Genomic DNA, 17,159 nt, shown 5'->3' on the forward strand with positions numbered 1-17,159 from the left:
GATTTATGGGCGTTCCATTACTTGGCATACCACGATCGCTTTTGCCACTAAGGAATTTTCGATCGATACTTCGATATCGATTTTCGCCGAACGTCGCCCCAGTTCTAGAATCTTCGGTTGAATGATGATCTCGCTTTCTAATTGGATCAAACGGAAGTAATGCAGATTGACTTGCTCGATCCAGCTATTGCGTCGTTGATTCAACTGCATCGTACGTTTCGCCGTATTAGCGATCACTTCACTCAAGACACCAAAAGAGATCGTTCCGACTTCATTAACCATTTGGGGCGTCACCGCAAAGCTGAAATACGGCTGCGGCAATTTGTTCCCTTCAAAATCTTGTTCGATAACTTGCATCTGTCCCGAGATTTGGTCAGAAATCGTATCTGAAATTTGCGTTTGTCGTTGGACCATCTGCATCGCTTTCATAATGTCTTGGCGTGTGACAATCCCAATCAAAGAAAGGTCATCAGCTACGACGGGCATCACTTCTAAGCCATCCCAAATCATCTGATGACTGGCAGAGGCCACACTCATCTCTTTTTTTACGACCCGTGGTTCCCGGGTCATGATTCGTTCGATGATCTGCGTATCAGGCTTTTCTAAGACATCTTTGGCTGTGATGATCCCAACGACCCGCATATTCTTGTTGACGACTGGATAGCGGGAGTGATTGGTAGACTCCGAGAGCAGTTTGTAATCCTTGACCGTATCAAAGGTGTGCAGATACTTGGTTTTTTCCAATGGCATATAAATGTCACTCACCAGCATAATGTCCTTTTTGATCAGCTGGTCGCTTAAGGCACGGTTGATCATCGTTGCCACGGTAAAGGTGTCATAGGTCGTTTGTAAAATCGGCAACTCCAATTCGTCTGCTAAACGACAGATTTCCTCTGTTGTTTCAAAGCCTCCCGTGATCAAGACGGCTGCGCCATCCTCCAGTGCCAACTTGTGGACTTCGTTGCGGTTTCCGACGATCACTAAGGAGCCAGGCGTGATGTAGCGTTCCATTGCTGATTCTTTCATGGCGCCGATAACAAATTTGTTCAAGTCTTTGTCCAAACCGGCAGCGCCGCCCAAAACATCACCTTCAATGATTTGGACGACTTCGCCGAAAGTTAGTTTTTCAATGTGTTTTTTTAGTTTTCGTTCGATACGGATGGTTCCGACACGCTGGATCGTTGAAACCAAGCCGATATTTTCCGCATCTTTGATCGCCCGATAGGCTGTTCCTTCACTGACATTCAAGTCTTTTGCGATTCCCCGCACCGAGATGCGATCGCCTACAGGCAGATTCTCGATATGCGCTAAAATCAAGTCGTGTTTTGTCGCCATAATTATCCCCTATTCCTACTACGAATCTTCCTGTTGCTTAAACTTCTAATGTCTCACCGACTGCAAGGATCTGGCCCACACCTGCCGGCAATAAATTCACGAAGGTTTGCGGATCTTGCTTGATCATTGGAAACGTATTGTAATGGATCGGTACTACTTTGCTCGCGTTTAAAAGGGCCGCTGCTGTTGCGGCATCTTGAACGCCCATCGTAAAATTATCCCCGATCGGTAAAAATGCCACATCGATGTCGAAACGTTCACCGATCATCGCCATATCGCTAAAGAGTGCAGTATCTCCAGCGTGGTAAATGGTTTTGCCTTCTGCTTCTAAAATGATTCCAACAGGATTCCCCATATAGATCATCGTTCCGTCTTCTTCAAGGCCAGAGCTGTGTTTCGCTTCCACCATTGAGATTTTGCCAAACGGAAACTCAAAAGAACCTCCCATATTCATGCCATGCGTCTCAGCAACGCCTTTGCGGGCTGCATAGCGGCAAATTTCAACGACACTGATCACTGGCGCTTCATTTCTTTTGGCGATCGGCACCATATCCCCAATATGATCACTATGACCATGCGTGATCAAAAGCCAATCGGTTTCCACTGTCTCTGCATCTAAATCAGTCAGAGCATTTCCAGTAATAAAAGGGTCAAACAACAATTTTTGGCCATCCGCTAATTGGATAGCAAGCACCGAGTGTCCGTGATACGTAAGTTTCATACAACATTCCCCTTTCCATCTAAGTAATACAGTCTAATATTTTTCATTATAACAGATAACGCCAGAAATCCAAAAGCACAAATTCTGGCAGCTTTATTACATCCGTCCTTTTTTTGGTTCTTGTCAAGAAAAATAAAAAAACTGTTCTACCCTTTCTGAATAAGGAATAGAACAGTTCGACCTGATGACTTCAAGCGATCATAGCGTTTTCTTACGTCCGCCTTGTTTATAGATGCGCCAGACTGTTAAGAATAACGCCGTGATACAAAGAAGGAACGCCCCAAAGAAGGTGATTTTCATGCCATAGGCAAAAATATCTGCCCGACCTGCGATATAGGTCGTCACATGCTTTCCATACGCTTGACTCATTGCTGCATAGAGAATCGTCGTTGCTAAGGATATCCCTAACACCATGCCCAAATTGCGGGCAAAGGAATTTAGACTACCTGCCACCCCAAGATTTTCTTTAGTGACACTGCTCATTACCATCGTATTGTTTGGGGATTGGAACAACGAATTGCCAAGTCCCATGATGGCAGTGGCAACGATATAATACCAAATCGGCGTATCCTGATTCATAAACATATACATCAGCTGAGTGATCGACAGCAATGCTAAGCCAGCTAAGACCAAAATCTCCGGTCCTACACGGTCCGTCAAATACCCGCTAAGTGGTGAACCAATGACCATCATCAAAGGAAAGACCATCATCAGCATTCCTGCCACGCTCGGCGTTAAGCCTCGGGCACTTTGCAAGTAAAAGGGAATCACGACATTGACAAAAAAGTTTGCAGAAAAGATCAGCAACGCCGTGATCAGGCTCATGGTGAAAATTTTATTACGAAAGATCCCAAAGGTAATCAGCGGTTTGCTCACACGCGCTTCTACTCGCAAAAAGACGATGAATGCCACTAAAGCGATCCCACCCAACAGCAGCGGCAGCCACGTTAGAAAGCCACGCTCTTGTCCAAGAAAAATGCCGCCGAAGAAGCTGATAATTGCAATTGAAAACAGCACAAATCCGGTTTTATCGATGGAATCATGACTCATGGTAATATCTTTTGGTAACACCTTTTCTCCAGCAATCATCGTCAGAATACCGACAGGAACATTGATCCAAAAAATAAACGGCCAAGAAAAATGCGCCAAAATCACTCCGCCTAATCCAGGACCGGCGATGGAGCCTAACGAAACAAAGGCACCAATCATCCCTAAGGCGCGTCCTCGTTCACTCATAGGAAAAACTTCAGTAATGATTCCGGTATTCGTCGCCATCGTCATGCTAGCACCGATCGCTTGCACCACTCGGGCAAATAAAAGAAATGCTAAGGAGTGATTAAACCCGCATAACAGCGAACCGATAATAAAAATTAGCATTCCCAAGCGGAAAACTTTGATTTTGCCCCAACTGTCCCCTACCTTACCGAATAATAAAAGGCAGGCACAAACGATCATCAAGTAAACGGACACGACCCATTCCGCTTGATTCATAGGTACACCCATATCTGCCGAGATCGTCGGCAATGCGATATTTACGATACTCCCATCCAGCGTTGACATAAAGGTAAACATCGAAACAGCAATGAGAATCCACCACTTTCTCTGTTGTACTACGGGGTTTTCTTGATAACTATTCACAAATCGACCATCCTCTCTTTGCTTATTTTGTTCCTCTAGTCTTAGGGGGACAACTTTGTATTATTGATCGAAATCCATTCGCCGTCAATCCTTATCTGCCATTCACGATCAAAATAAGGGGCATTTATTGAAAAAAACGCCGCTTGTTTTCTTCACAAAAAAAGACAAAAGCTTCGGTGAAAAGAAATCGGCCGTCAAACGGCTATTCTTTCACCTGCTTTTGTCAGTAGGTCAAAACAAATTATTTACGGTTGCGATTTCTTTGGCTTGATTCCATGATGACCGGCAAGATGACTGGACGGCGTTTGGTTTGTTCAAACAAGAAACGACTCAAACGATCACGGATATCTTGTTTCAATTTGCTCCATTCAAACTCTTCATCATGAAGGTGTTTTTCTACGATTTCTTCTACGATCTCGCCACTTTCACGAATCAGGTCACGGCTGGCTTTCACGTAGACAAACCCGCGAGAAGTGATTTGAGGGGCAGAAATAATTTTCTTTTCGCGACGATTGATCGTCACTACTGCAACGAAAATTCCATCTTCAGATAAGACTTTGCGGTCTCGCAGGACGATATTCCCAATATCACCGACACCGATCCCATCGATCATGACGTTTTCAGCTGGGACCGCACCTGCGGCGATCATTTCGCCTTTTTTGTATTCTAAAACATCCCCACGCGCAGTAATGAAGATATTTTTCATCGGAATCCCGACTTCTTGCGCCAAGTCCACATGGGCGGCTAATTGGCGGTACTCGCCTTGAATAGGGATAAAGTACTTCGGTTTCATCATATTCAACATCAGCTGCAGATCATTCGGGTTGGCATGACCAGAAACACGGAAATTATCCGAGATCTGTTTCACGGTACCGCCAGCGCGATAGATGATATCTTCCGTTTTCGCAACCACCGTTTCCATTGCCGTTGTCGGCGTCGTTGTGATGTAAACAAGATCTCCTTCTTTGATGCGCAGCGTCCGGTGAGAGCCGTTGGCCATTTTTTGCAACGCTTTGATTGGTTCGCCCATACGACCTGTTTCTAAAATCAACAACTGTTCGTCTGAGTATTTTTTCATTTCTTTTTGGGTGATCAGCAAGTCTTCAGCTGGTAATTTTAATTTCCCTAACTTCATAGCCGTTTTAATGATCCGACCAAAATCTTGCCCGGTCAAAACGACTTTGCGATCAGAACGAAACGCCGCATCTAGTACTTGTTGCACCCGTTGCAAATTGCTAGCAACACTAGCGACGATGATCCGACCTTCCCAGTAACGGATATTGTCATAAACTTCATCTTGGATCGTCAATTCAGAAGCAATCGGCGTTGGATTTTCGGCATTTGAGGACGTACTTAGCAATGCTAAGACTCCTTCTTTTCCAATTTCCGCTAAGCGGCCAAAATCGGTTTGATACATAGGGATCGCTGTTTGGTCAAACTTGAAATCTCCTGTATAAACGATATTGCCAGCTTCTGTTTTTACGCTGATTCCAACAGAATCAGGGATAGAGTGGGTCGTACGGAAAAAGCTGATGGTCGCATGGCCAAAGTCGATCTCCGAATGTTCATCGATCACATGAAAATCTTTGAAGCGCTTGGTAGCTTCATTTTTATTCACGGTCAATTTTGCTAGTTCGATCGTTAACTCGGTCCCAAAGACCGGTACTTGGATATTCTCCAAGAAATAAGGCAATGCACCAATCGCATCTGCATGCCCGTGGGTCAAGAAGACACCAGCCACACGGTCGGCATTTTCTTCTAAATATGTGAAGTCTGGAATCACTGTATCGATCCCTAATAATTCATTTTCTGGATAACGGACACCGCAATCCAGCACAAATATATCCTCGCCAACTTCAGCAATGTACATGTTCTTTCCGTTTTCGCGTACACCGCCAAGAGGAATGATTTTTATCGTTTCCACTTTTATTCACCTCTTAATTTTTTTCTACTGTATTATTTCCCAAGCATAAGCCGTCCCTATTATTATACAACAAAAAAAAGAAAAGCGTGGCATTCACCACACTTTTCTGAAAAACTTATGGTTTACACATGAACTAATCCTTGCTGATGCAGGCTTTCGGCGATTTGAACAGAGTTCCATGCCGCACCTTTCAGCAAATTATCAGAAACGACCCATAAATGCAAGCCGTTTTCGACATCCAAATCTTTTCGAATCCGACCAACAAAGGTTTCCGTTTTGTCCACACTGGTCAAAGCTTGCGGGTACACTTGTTGACTCGGATCATCTTGCAAGACAGCTCCTGGGGCTTCGCTGATCCACTGCCTAACTTCCTCAACACTGGCATGGTCTTTGGTCTCGATATAAATCGACTCCGAATGACCGCTAAACACAGGGATTCGCACACACGTAGCTGTTACTTTGATCTGCGCATCTTCCATGATCTTCTTCGTTTCATTGATCATTTTCCACTCTTCGTAAGTATAATCGTCTTCAGCAAAGACATCGATTTGTGGCAAGGCGTTAAACGCGATTGGGTAGTGCTTTTTATCGCTGCCTGCTGGTAAAATCTCAGGGTTTAGTTCATCAGCGGCTTTTCCGGCTAATAGTTCTTGAGATTCACGAGTCAATTCAGCCAAGGCTTGTGCGCCAGCACCTGAAACTGCTTGATACGTTGAAACCAAGACCCTCGATAAACCGACTTTTTGACGAATCGGTTCTAATGCCACCATCATTTGAATCGTTGAACAATTCGGATTGGCAATGATTCCTTTATGTTGCGCTAATGCATGAGGATTCACCTCAGGAACGACTAGAGGAACATTCGGATCCATCCGAAAATGACTGGTATTGTCGATTACGACTGCACCGTGTTTGACTGCTTCTGGAGCAAATTGTTTTGAAATGCCACCACCGGCACTGAACAATGCAATATCGACTCCCGCAAAGGAATCTGCGGTCAGCTCTTGAATAACGAGCGGTTCATTTTTGAACACAAGGGTCTTCCCAGCAGAACGTTTGGATGCCAACAACGTTATTTTTTTGATCGGCAACGTGGTCTTCTCCAACATCTCAATCATTTTTGTTCCTACTGCGCCGGTAGCTCCGACAACTGCTATGTGATACCCTGTACTCATCAAATCACTCCTCGAATAAAAATACATTTTTACTAGTTTATCATATCTTGTAAAAAAGAAAAGGCCTTTCGTGGAAAGAAGCGCAAAAAGAAGGCAGAACTATCTAAATTTTCAATCGTTTTCCCCGTTTCAGGAAAAAACTACCTATATTTAAGGGTTATCATTTGTCACATTTAGGTGTTATAGGATATAATACCGACAGAAGGAATTTTGGGGAAGATTCTTTCCAACGTGCATGGGGAAATTAAAAATACCCAAAACATTGAATGAGGCAAGAATTGCATATGCAATTCTTGCCTCATTTTTATGCTTCATTCGATTCTTCGTTATTTACTTTCACGATAGCAAAGCCTTTGTTATCGATGATCATCGTCTCATCTTCCAGTTGGACAAACTGTTCCATCAAAATTGAATCAGGACGAGAGAGTGTAAGTTGGTCCTCGCCAGTGTTGAAAATACCGATGATCCGCTGTGCCCCCAACTCTCGTTCGAAAATGATCAGGCCATCTTCTTCCGAAACCCAGTTCCAACTCAAGGAACCTTCAGATAAGACTTTTTGGTTGTCTTTGCGTAGTTTGATCAATGACTGGGTGAAATGCAGCAAATCACGATCTTGCTTTTCCTCATCCCAAATCATACATTTACGACAATCCGGATCCATATCACCGGTCAAACCAATCTCATCGCCGTAATACAGGCAAGGAACGCCTTGTTGCAGATACGTAAAGGCCATCACTTGGCGCATCAAGTCTTTGTCTCCCCGAGCCAAAGTTAACAAACGCGGGGTATCATGAGAATCCAAAATATTGAACTGCACTTGGTTGGTTTGCTCCCGATACAACATCAGCTGGTTATTTAATTCCGAGACCATTTTCGTCATGGAGATCTCGTCTTTGACAAAATATTCAATAATTGCATCTGTAAAGGCGTAGTTCATCACTGCATGAAACTCGTCGCCTTGTAACCAGCGTTGAGAAGAATGCCAAATTTCCCCAAGGATATAAAAATCATCTTTGGCCTCATCACACACTTGGCGGAATTTTTTCCAGAAGAAGTGACTAACTTCATTAGCCACGTCCAAGCGCCAAGCATCGATATCAAATTCTTCGATCCAATAACGAGCGATCTTCAACAAATAATCTTGCACATCGGGATTTTCCGTATTGAGTTTCGGCATATGCGGCGTAAAGGCAAAAACATCATAGGTAATGTCATAAGCATCTTCAAAGTTTTCCCCTTCTTTGTAGTTGACAGGAAACTCATTGATATGGAACCAATCAGCAAACGGCGAATCTTTGCCGTTTTTGATGACATCTAGCCATTGATGCGAAGTATCCCCCATATGGTTGAAAACAGCATCTAGCATGACTTTGATGCCGCGTTTGTGGCATTCCTCCACTAATCGTTTAAAGGTATCGTTATCACCAAAAGCAGGATCGATGGCCAAATAATCGATGGTATCATACTTGTGATTCGAATATGCCTCAAAAATCGGACAGAAATAGATCCCATTGATTCCTAGATCGACAAGGTAATCCAAATGATCGATGACTCCTTGTAGATCCCCACCGAAAAAGTCTTGGCGATCGGGATTTTTTGAGCCCCATGGCAACACACCTTCAGGATCATTTGATGGGTCCCCATTTGCAAAGCGCTCAGGGAAAATTTGATACCAAACCGTTTCTTTCGCCCACTCGGGAATTTTGAAACGATCGGCTTCTTGGAAGTAAGGCATCCGAAAATAATTGTTGTTCATTTCTAAATATTGCTGTTCAAAGGGGTAGACCCCGTGATCCCCATAGAAGACATGCAACCCATCGTAACTTTCGATGGAAAAGCCGTAAGACAAACGGCGGAATTCTGCTCCGACCGATACTTGCCAATAATCATGCAAGTCCGTGGAAAGAATTTTTTGCATTTCAATTCTTTGTTGGTACCACGCTTCTTTATACAGTGTGTAAGGATCACCGCAAAGCAGCTGGACATGGCGGACGTCTTGACGGGCGGTACGCAAACGGATATGCATTTTATCCTTCTCGTACAAATACGCAAATTCACTTTCGGGACGATGATAGATGGCAGTAGTATTCATAGCAGACTCCTTTGACTTGTTTGATATACCCATTGTCGCACAAATCAGAAGTCAAAACAAGAGAAAAACGCAATCGGTTGCTTTATCTGATAAATCGATAATACAGGTCAATATGAAATTAATTCAGCAATTAAAAAGCAAACGATTGCTTCACCCTTTTTTAATCAAACGGTGTCTTCTTCTCACATTGATTGCCAGTCCGTAAAATGTCATATTTCCGCAAGATCCCCACTGCCTCCGTCAACGACTGACTCAACTGCTGGATATCTTCCACAGCCATTTGAGCGGTTTTGGCATTCAAGCGGTCTTCCACTTGTTTTTTCTTTTGGACAAACAACTGCTTCCCAGCTTCTTCCAAATAAACATTGACGTTGCGACGATTGACGCCGTTGGTTTTGCGTACCACAAAGCCAGCCTTTTCCAACCCCGAGATCGAACGACTGATTTGGACTTTTGATGTACCGATTTGCTGGGCCAACTCGGACATCATAATTCCTTCATTACTAGAGATCACCACGAGTTCCAAGATTTCCATTTTGGTCAATTTTAAATCTTCCAGACCGATTTCTTCAAACAATATGTTTCCCATCAGCGAAAATATCTCCGCAAACACTGCCATATTGAATGTTCCTAACGCTTTTTCCATACTCTCCCTCTTTTCTGTCTTTAGTTTAGTATAAATTATTTGTTTAAACAATGATAATCGTTGATTTTTGTTAACCATTATGATAGCGTGGTTACATAATGAAAATAATCGTGAAAACGGCAAGAAAAGAGTGACCCCATGTTAGAATTAAAAGATATCAAGAAGTATTATACAGTTGGCTCCAGTACTACGAAAGCCCTCGACGGCGTCACCGTCGCCTTTCGTAAACAAGAGTTTGTTGCCATTTTAGGGCCAAGCGGCTCTGGGAAAACAACCATGTTGAACGTGATCGGCGGCTTAGATAATTACGACTCTGGTGATATGATCATCAATGGAAAATCAACCAAATCCTTTAAAGACCGCGACTGGGATGCCTATCGGAACAATTCGATTGGCTTTGTCTTCCAAAGCTACAATTTGATCAGTCATTTAGGCATCATCGACAACGTCGAGCTTGGGATGACCTTGAGCGGTGTGTCAAAAGAAGAAAAACGAGCCAAAGCAACCGATGCTTTGACGCGTGTGGGCTTGGCTGAACATATGCACAAAAAACCAAATCAGCTTTCTGGTGGTCAAATGCAGCGGGTAGCGATCGCCCGTGCCTTAGCAAATGATCCTGATATCCTCCTTTGTGATGAACCTACAGGTGCCTTAGATTCAGAGACAAGTGTCCAAATCATGGAACTGATCCAAGAACTATCAAAAGAAAAATTGGTCATCATGGTTACTCATAATCCTGAATTGGCCCACAAATACGCTGGACGGATCATTGAATTCAAAGACGGACGAATTATTAAAGATTCGAACCCCCATGTTGAAGGACAAAAGAAAGACCAATTCGAATTAAAGCACACAAAAATGAGTTTTATGACGGCCTTACGTTTGTCGTTTAACAATATCCGAACCAAAAAAGGGCGCACCTTCTTGACAGCCTTTGCTTCTAGTATCGGAATCATCGGAATCGCCATTGTTTTGTCACTATCAACGGGATTCCAAAAACAAATCGACAATACCCAGTCAGAAACATTAGCTCGTTTTCCGATTACGATCTCACAAGTGGCCACTGAACAAGATCCATCAGCGATGGGTACGCGGGATAAATCTGAAGATTTCCCTTCAGATAAAGAGGTCACTGCCAAATTAAGTGATACGGATCGTGCAACTCATATTAACAAAATCGATCAAGAGTTTCTCGATTACATCAACGACATTGATCCTGAGTTAAGTAACAATATCGGCTACACTCGTTCAACTTCATTGAATCTTTTCCGCAAGATCGATGACAATGTGGAACAAGTCAGCTTCTCCAACGCGTCGCCTGACAATGAACAGACCAATGCCATGATGTCTGCCATGAGTGCCTCAACCGGTATTGGGGTTTCGACTTTCCCTGAGCAGTTATCAGAAGATAACGGCAATTTCTTAAAAGACAACTATGACCTTTTAGAAGGCAGCTACCCAAGTGCCAGCACAGATGTCGTTTTGATCGTCGATGAAAATAACGTAACGAATGTCAATGCATTGATCAATCTCGGTTTTGATATTGAAGATGGTGACACGGTTTCCTTCGACGATATCGTGGGAACAAAAATCACATTGGCGTCTAATGATGCCTTTTACACCGAATTGCCGACTGGAAACTTCATTCCAAACCAAGATTTAAATGAAGTTTTCGATAACAGCAACAACAAAGAATTAACGATCAGCGGAATCTTACGTATCAAGCAAAACTCTACGATGAACTTGCTGTCAACCGGCATTGCCTACAGTGATGCCCTCGCGCAAGAAGTGATCAAAGAAAACCAAGACTCAGCGATCGTCCAAGCACAAAAAGATAGCGACACCAACGTGATGACGAATGAACCCGTTGACGAAAGTGCCAAAGATTCATTGATCGCTTATCTCGGCGACAGTGATTTACCAAACAGCATTATGATCTATCCAAATGATTTCAGTGCCAAAGAAAAAATCCTTGATTACTTGGATGACTTCAACAAAGGCAAAGACAAAGAAGACCAAATCGTTTATTCCGATTTAGCCGGTACGATGACTCAATTGACTGGTGGCTTGATGGATGCGATCACCTATGTCTTGATCGCTTTTGCAGGAATCTCTTTGGTAACCAGCATGATCATGATCGGTATCATCACTTATACCTCTGTACTAGAACGCACGAAAGAAATTGGGGTCTTAAAAGCATTAGGTGCTCGTAAAAAAGACATCACCCGCGTCTTCGATGCCGAAACCTGTATTTTAGGGATCGCTTCAGGGGCTTTAGGTGTCCTAATTGCTTGGTTAGCTACATTCCCGATCAACGCGATCTTATATAGTATGACTGATCTCGAAAATGTTGCTCAATTAAATCCGGTCCACGGCCTGATCTTGATTGCCGTCAGCACCGTTCTAACCATGATTGGCGGCCACATTCCAGCTCGAATGGCAGCGAAAAAAGATGCAGCGATCGCTTTACGCGCCGACTAATTTTTTAAGAAAACCTAACAGGCAGCAGCCATCCCCTTGGCTGCTGTTTTTTTGTCCTTCCTTCTGACTTCCAAAAGGTTTCTCTTGAAAAATCCATAAATGAGGAATACAATAGATTTGTTTTTAGGTATACCTAAAAAGATAGGGTGTGAAACGATGAATGAAGAAAAAAAATTGATCCAAGCGGCCAACGGTCCTAGCTTGGAAGAAATAAATAATACAGTTGCCATCCCAAAAAACGGCAGCTTTTGGCGCAATCTCTTAGCGTTCTCTGGTCCTGGGGCATTGGTAGCCGTGGGCTATATGGACCCAGGAAACTGGATCACCTCGATCGGAGGCGGTGCTGAATATGGCTATCTCTTACTTTCTGTGATCTTGATTTCCAGTTTGATCGCTATGCTACTGCAATACATGGCAGCCAAGCTAGGGATCGTGACCCAGATGGACCTTGCGCAAGCAACTCGTAAACACACCAGCAAAGGTTTAGGCTTTGTCTTGTGGATCGTCACCGAATTGGCTATCATGGCAACGGATATCGCGGAAGTGATCGGAGGAGCGATCGCTCTCAATCTACTATTCGGCTTACCGTTATTAGTTGGGGTCATCTTAACGATTTTCGATGTATTGCTTCTGCTCTTTTTAATGAAACTAGGTTTCCGTAAAATCGAAGCGATCGTCATGACACTGATTTTGGTCATTATGCTGGTCTTTTGTTACGAAGTCATTATTGCTCAACCGGATCTACCGGCTGTCTTGCAAGGCTTTATTCCGCAAAAACAAGTCTTGAACCATGGGCAGCTGACAATGGCATTGGGGATCGTTGGTGCGACTGTGATGCCCCATAATCTCTATCTGCATTCTTCGATCTCCCAGTCACGAAAAATCGATCGCAGCGATACTCAAGAAGTGGCAACGGCCGTGCGGTTCGCTACTTGGGATTCCAATATCCAATTATCCGCTGCGTTTTTGGTCAATTGCCTGCTTTTGATCTTAGGAAGCGCCTTGTTCTTTGGTCATAGCGAAGAAGTCGGCACCTTCTCCGCGCTGTTCAATGCATTGCAAGATTCCTCCATTGCTGGTGCTGTCGCCAGTCCAGTCTTGAGCGTTCTGTTTGCCGTAGCGCTCTTGGCATCCGGTCAAAATTCAACGATCACTGGGACACTGACAGGCCAAGTCGTGATGGAAGGATTTATCCATATGAAGATCCCTACTTGGGCGCGACGTCTGATCACCCGTGGCTTATCGGTGATCCCCGTCTTGCTTTGTACAATTTACTTTGGCGGCAACGAACAAGCTCTGGACGATCTGCTGATCTATTCGCAAGTCTTTTTAAGCATCGCCTTACCCGTTTCGATGATTCCGCTGGTTCTTTTTACCAGCTCAAAAAAAATCATGGGGGAACGCTTCAAGAATCCGCTATGGGTCTCTACCTTAGGCTGGATTTGTGCCATTGCACTGACGGTCTTAAATGTCCGCTTGATCATCGAAACACTCGGCAACTTCTAATATCGAAAAAAGCTTACGAGGTAGCCTCGTAAGCTTTTTTGGTTAATTCGTTTCTAAATCATGTAAAAACAGACCGCTTAACAGTTTTGGTTCAAACCAAGTTGATTTTGGCGGCATGATTTCTCCCGCATCGGCGACTGCCAAAAGATCGGCCATTTGCGTTGGATACATGGAAAAAGCCAATGTCCATTCTCCGCTATCCACCAAACGTTCCAATTCTTCTGGACCACGAATCCCGCCGACAAAATCAATGCGTTTGTCTGTCCGCACATCTTGGATCGCGAAAATATCAGCCAGCACGTATTGTTGTAAAAGCGACACATCCAGCTGTCCTACCGCATCTTGCGGCACAGATTCCGGTTTGATGGTCAACTCCCACCACGCATGGTTTAGGTACAGATGAATCGAACCACGTTGCGCTGGTTTCTTCGTTGTAGTTTCTTGAATCGTAAAATGCTGGGCTGCCTGCTCAAAAAAGGTTTCTGGCACCGGTACCCGCAAGACCCGATTGTATTCCCAAATCGCTAATTCATTTTCTGGGAATAAGATTGCTAAAAAGCGGTCGCTTTCTTGGCTGCTTTGGCCATCGGCTCGCTTTTGCAAGCCAACTTTAACTGCTGACTCTGTACGGTGATGTCCATCCGCAATATAGAGGGCATTTACAGCCTGAAACTGCTGGGCAAAAGAGGCGACTAGCGCTGGATCATCGATCAGCCAAACACGATGCTGCACCTCATGATAGCTGACAAAATCATAGATCGGCGCATGCTCTGCTTGCCACGCATCGATCGCTTCTTTGACTGCTGCTGGTTGGCGATAGCTCAAGAAAATCGGACTTGTATTGGCATCACATGCCAGAATATGATTGATCCGATCGATTTCTTTTTCTGGACGGGTAAACTCGTGTTTCTTGATTTTCCCAGCGACATAATCATCGATCGAGGTACAGGCGACAAGCCCAGTTTGACTTCTGCCAGCCATCGTCAATTCATACAAATAATATGCGGGCGCCGTTTCTTGAATCAACCAGCCTTCTTCTTGAAAAGATGCAAGATTTTCAGCCGCTTTTTGATACACCTGTGTATCATAAGGATCGATTCCTGGCAAGTCGATCTCCGAACGGTCGATGTGGAAATAGCTGTAAGGATTGCCTTGCGCAAACGCTGCGGCTTCTTGTGAATTGACCACGTCATAAGGCAGCTCGGCCACTTTTTCTGCCAATGAGGCTTCTGGACGAATGGCTTTAAACGGAAATACTTGAACCATTAATACCCAACCTCCTGATTTTTGATGACCCGTACACGAACGATATTTTCGTTCTCCCGCAGTTTATCGGCTAATTGATTCAACAATGCCTCATCTTCAGAAGCGACATCTGCTAGGGTGTAAGCAAAGTCTTCCCGTCCACGATTCAGCATATTGTCGATATTAATCCCAGATTCCGCAATGATCGACGAAATCTGACCTAACATATTCGGTACATTGCGATTGATGATCGTCAGACGATAAGGCGAATGAAAAGCCATCTCAACGGTTGGAAAATTCACCGAGCGCTTGATGGTCCCGAATTCCAAGAATTTTTTCAATGTTCGGGCTGCCATCTTGGCACAGTTGACTTCAGCTTCTTCTGTTGAGGCACCTAAATGCGGCAAGACGAGTACTTTTTCATTGTGCAGCAATTGTTCATCCGCAAAATCAGTCGTATAGCCCGCTAAACGGTCGGCTTTTAACGCACGTAAAACGGCATCTGTATCGACGATTTCTTTACGAGAAAAGTTGAATAGCTTCGTTGTTGGTTTCATTTTCGCAAGTTCGGCTTCCCCGACGAGATGATGCGTGTTTTCCATTAGCGGCACATGAACCGTAATAAAATCACAGGTTGAAAAGACTTCCGCAATATCATTGGCACGCTTGACCCGACGAGAGATCGTCCAAGCAGTATCCACTGACACGTAAGGATCATAACCGACTACTTCCATCCCTAGACGATAAGCATCGTTGGCAACCATCGCTCCAATAGAACCAAGGCCGATGATTCCTAACTTTTTACCTTCTAACTCTGTTCCAGCAAATTGACTTTTTTGTGCTTCTGCTTGTTCTTCCACATTATCACCGTTCAAGGTTTGGACCCATTGGGCACCTCGTAAAATCGGGCGGACACTTAAGAGCAGACTAGCAATCACTAATTCTTTGACCGCATTGGCATTGGCACCGGGTGTATTAAAGACGACGATCCCTTTTTCAGTACATGCTTTGACGGGAATGTTGTTGGTCCCAGCCCCTGCACGAGCAATACCTAAGACACTTTCAGGAAAAGCGTAATCGTGCAATTTCTGGCTGCGCAGCAAAATCCCTTGCGGTTGGTCGCTCTCGTTGATGGCATACTTTTCTTTTTCTAAACGCTGTAATCCTTCTGGTGCGATCGCATTGAATGTTTTGATTTGGAACATTTATTTGACCTCCGCTTCAAATGATTTCATAAAGTCGACTAACGCTTGAACGCCAGCTAATGGAAAGGCATTGTACAAGCTTGCTCGCATTCCTCCAACGGAACGATGCCCTTTCAAGTTCTCAAAACCAGCTTTGACAGCTTCTTCATTGAAGCGCTGATCTAATGCTTTATCCCCTGTTACAAAAGGAATATTCGTTAGTGAACGGCTATCAACAGCCACAGGACTACTGTAAAGAGCAGAGGCTTCGATCGTTTCGTATAAAAGCGCCGCTTTTTGGCGGTCTTGTTCTAAAATTGCAGGAATGCCGCCTAATTCTTCCAACCATTCAAACACCAATTTAGCAATATAGATAGCATACGTTGGTGGTGTATTGTACAATGAGTCATTTTTAGCCTGTAGACGATAATCCAGCATTGGAGCGAAAACAGCATCATCATTGAGTAAATCTTCTCGGATGATCACTACCGTCAACCCTGCAGGACCAATATTCTTTTGGGCCCCAGCATAAATCACACCGAAGTCTTCTACGCGATAGTCATTGGCTAAAATATTTGAGGACATGTCTGCTACGATCGGCACATTGCCAGCCTGCGGAATCGTTTGAAAGGCCGTCCCTTCAATGGTATTGTTCGTGGTGATATGCAAATAAGCCGCTTCTTGATCGATCGCATCTTCTGAAATTTCTGGAATATAAGTAAAGTTTTGATCCTCACTAGAGGCAATGACTTCCACCGTCACGTTTCCAAGCGCTTTTGCTGCTTCAATAGCTTTCTTCGACCAAGAACCGGTATTTACGTATAAGGCTTTTTTGTTTTGTGCAAGATTCAAAGGGATCATACTGAATTGGAGACTCGCGCCGCCTTGTAAAAACAGTACCTGATAGTTTTCAGGAATCCCCATTAATTTTCGTAAAAGTGCTTCTGCATCTTTAATGATTGCTTCAAACAAGGAGGACCGATGACTCAGCTCCATAACGGACATCCCACTTCCGCGGTAATTCAAAAGTTCGGATTGTGCTTTCTCCAATACGGGACGGGGCAATACGGCAGGACCAGCTGAAAAGTTATAAACTGTCATACAAAAAATCTCTCCTTTATGTTAGATGTGAAAATCATTATAACAGATAGCCGAAAATGAAAAAAGCCTTAAAAGAGAAAATAATTTTGAATTTTCAGAAAAGACTACCAA

The 17,159-nt window shown here is 44.0% G+C and carries 12 protein-coding genes; 2 read left to right on the top strand and 10 right to left on the bottom strand.

What is annotated here, in order from left to right:
* Positions 1 to 3 precede the first annotated feature (3 nt).
* The 7 genes from IGJ74_RS15005 to IGJ74_RS15035 form a co-directional block, all read right to left on the bottom strand.
* Positions 4 to 1,335: a DRTGG domain-containing protein gene (locus tag IGJ74_RS15005; protein ID WP_005233948.1), complete on the bottom strand. Its 1,332-nt coding sequence runs from the start codon at positions 1,333 to 1,335 to the stop codon at positions 4 to 6.
* Between the two features lie 37 nt (positions 1,336 to 1,372).
* Positions 1,373 to 2,056: a metal-dependent hydrolase gene (locus IGJ74_RS15010; RefSeq protein ID WP_005233945.1), complete on the bottom strand. Its 684-nt coding sequence runs from the start codon at positions 2,054 to 2,056 to the stop codon at positions 1,373 to 1,375.
* A gap of 198 nt (positions 2,057 to 2,254) precedes the next feature.
* A complete protein-coding gene (locus IGJ74_RS15015) occupies positions 2,255 to 3,694 on the bottom strand; it encodes an MFS transporter (protein ID WP_016612801.1) in 1,440 nt (479 codons plus the stop codon).
* Between the two features lie 241 nt (positions 3,695 to 3,935).
* Complete coding sequence (locus tag IGJ74_RS15020; protein ID WP_005228243.1) at positions 3,936 to 5,618, bottom strand: ribonuclease J; 1,683 nt, start codon at positions 5,616 to 5,618, stop codon at positions 3,936 to 3,938.
* Positions 5,619 to 5,740: 122 nt separating this feature from the next.
* Complete coding sequence (locus IGJ74_RS15025) at positions 5,741 to 6,793, bottom strand: aspartate-semialdehyde dehydrogenase (protein ID WP_087664610.1); 1,053 nt, start codon at positions 6,791 to 6,793, stop codon at positions 5,741 to 5,743.
* A gap of 304 nt (positions 6,794 to 7,097) precedes the next feature.
* Positions 7,098 to 8,885 (bottom strand): glycoside hydrolase family 13 protein, encoded by a 1,788-nt coding sequence (locus IGJ74_RS15030; RefSeq protein ID WP_034872136.1) that lies wholly within the window; start codon positions 8,883 to 8,885, stop codon positions 7,098 to 7,100.
* Positions 8,886 to 9,045: 160 nt separating this feature from the next.
* Positions 9,046 to 9,531, bottom strand: a complete 486-nt coding sequence (locus IGJ74_RS15035; RefSeq protein ID WP_087664609.1) for a MarR family winged helix-turn-helix transcriptional regulator — start codon at positions 9,529 to 9,531, stop codon at positions 9,046 to 9,048.
* Between the two features lie 138 nt (positions 9,532 to 9,669).
* Here IGJ74_RS15035 and IGJ74_RS15040 point away from each other — a divergent pair, with 138 nt between their 5' ends.
* Together IGJ74_RS15040 and IGJ74_RS15045 are read left to right on the top strand one after the other, a co-directional pair.
* Positions 9,670 to 12,012 carry an ABC transporter ATP-binding protein/permease gene (locus IGJ74_RS15040; protein WP_218192935.1) on the top strand — a complete coding sequence of 781 codons (2,343 nt, stop codon included), beginning with the start codon at positions 9,670 to 9,672 and terminating at the stop codon, positions 12,010 to 12,012.
* A 156-nt stretch (positions 12,013 to 12,168) separates the two neighbouring features.
* The gene (locus IGJ74_RS15045) at positions 12,169 to 13,518 is read left to right on the top strand and encodes an Nramp family divalent metal transporter (RefSeq protein WP_008380385.1); all 1,350 of its coding nucleotides are present in this window, start codon (positions 12,169 to 12,171) and stop codon (positions 13,516 to 13,518) included.
* Positions 13,519 to 13,560: 42 nt separating this feature from the next.
* Here IGJ74_RS15045 and IGJ74_RS15050 read toward each other — a convergent pair whose 3' ends face one another.
* The 3 genes from IGJ74_RS15050 to serC are packed head-to-tail and all read right to left on the bottom strand — an operon-like array spanning position 13,561 to position 17,048.
* Complete coding sequence (locus tag IGJ74_RS15050; protein ID WP_087664608.1) at positions 13,561 to 14,784, bottom strand: DUF1015 domain-containing protein; 1,224 nt, start codon at positions 14,782 to 14,784, stop codon at positions 13,561 to 13,563.
* Positions 14,784 to 15,968, bottom strand: a complete 1,185-nt coding sequence (locus IGJ74_RS15055; RefSeq protein ID WP_005233935.1) for a phosphoglycerate dehydrogenase — start codon at positions 15,966 to 15,968, stop codon at positions 14,784 to 14,786. The genes IGJ74_RS15050 and IGJ74_RS15055 overlap by 1 nt, the downstream gene beginning before the upstream one ends.
* Entirely contained in the window at positions 15,969 to 17,048 is a 1,080-nt protein-coding gene (serC, locus tag IGJ74_RS15060) for a 3-phosphoserine/phosphohydroxythreonine transaminase (RefSeq protein WP_005233933.1), read from the bottom strand. It abuts the gene before it with no gap.
* Between the last annotated feature and the right edge of the window lie 111 nt (positions 17,049 to 17,159).

The organism is Enterococcus sp. AZ009 (genome assembly GCF_050548785.1).
GTDB classification, from domain to species: domain Bacteria; phylum Bacillota; class Bacilli; order Lactobacillales; family Enterococcaceae; genus Enterococcus_D; species Enterococcus_D entomosocium.

Excerpts from the sequence above, each read along its gene's own strand:
- IGJ74_RS15005 (WP_005233948.1), bottom strand. The coding sequence starts at position 1,335 with ATGGCGACAAAACACGACTTGATTTTAGCGCATATCGAGAATCTGCCT.
- IGJ74_RS15010 (WP_005233945.1), bottom strand. The coding sequence starts at position 2,056 with ATGAAACTTACGTATCACGGACACTCGGTGCTTGCTATCCAATTAGCG.
- IGJ74_RS15025 (WP_087664610.1), bottom strand. The coding sequence starts at position 6,793 with ATGAGTACAGGGTATCACATAGCAGTTGTCGGAGCTACCGGCGCAGTA.
- IGJ74_RS15030 (WP_034872136.1), bottom strand. The coding sequence starts at position 8,885 with ATGAATACTACTGCCATCTATCATCGTCCCGAAAGTGAATTTGCGTAT.
- IGJ74_RS15035 (WP_087664609.1), bottom strand. The coding sequence starts at position 9,531 with ATGGAAAAAGCGTTAGGAACATTCAATATGGCAGTGTTTGCGGAGATA.
- IGJ74_RS15040 (WP_218192935.1), top strand. The coding sequence starts at position 9,670 with ATGTTAGAATTAAAAGATATCAAGAAGTATTATACAGTTGGCTCCAGT.
- IGJ74_RS15045 (WP_008380385.1), top strand. The coding sequence starts at position 12,169 with ATGAATGAAGAAAAAAAATTGATCCAAGCGGCCAACGGTCCTAGCTTG.
- IGJ74_RS15050 (WP_087664608.1), bottom strand. The coding sequence starts at position 14,784 with ATGGTTCAAGTATTTCCGTTTAAAGCCATTCGTCCAGAAGCCTCATTG.
- IGJ74_RS15055 (WP_005233935.1), bottom strand. The coding sequence starts at position 15,968 with ATGTTCCAAATCAAAACATTCAATGCGATCGCACCAGAAGGATTACAG.
- serC (WP_005233933.1), bottom strand. The coding sequence starts at position 17,048 with ATGACAGTTTATAACTTTTCAGCTGGTCCTGCCGTATTGCCCCGTCCC.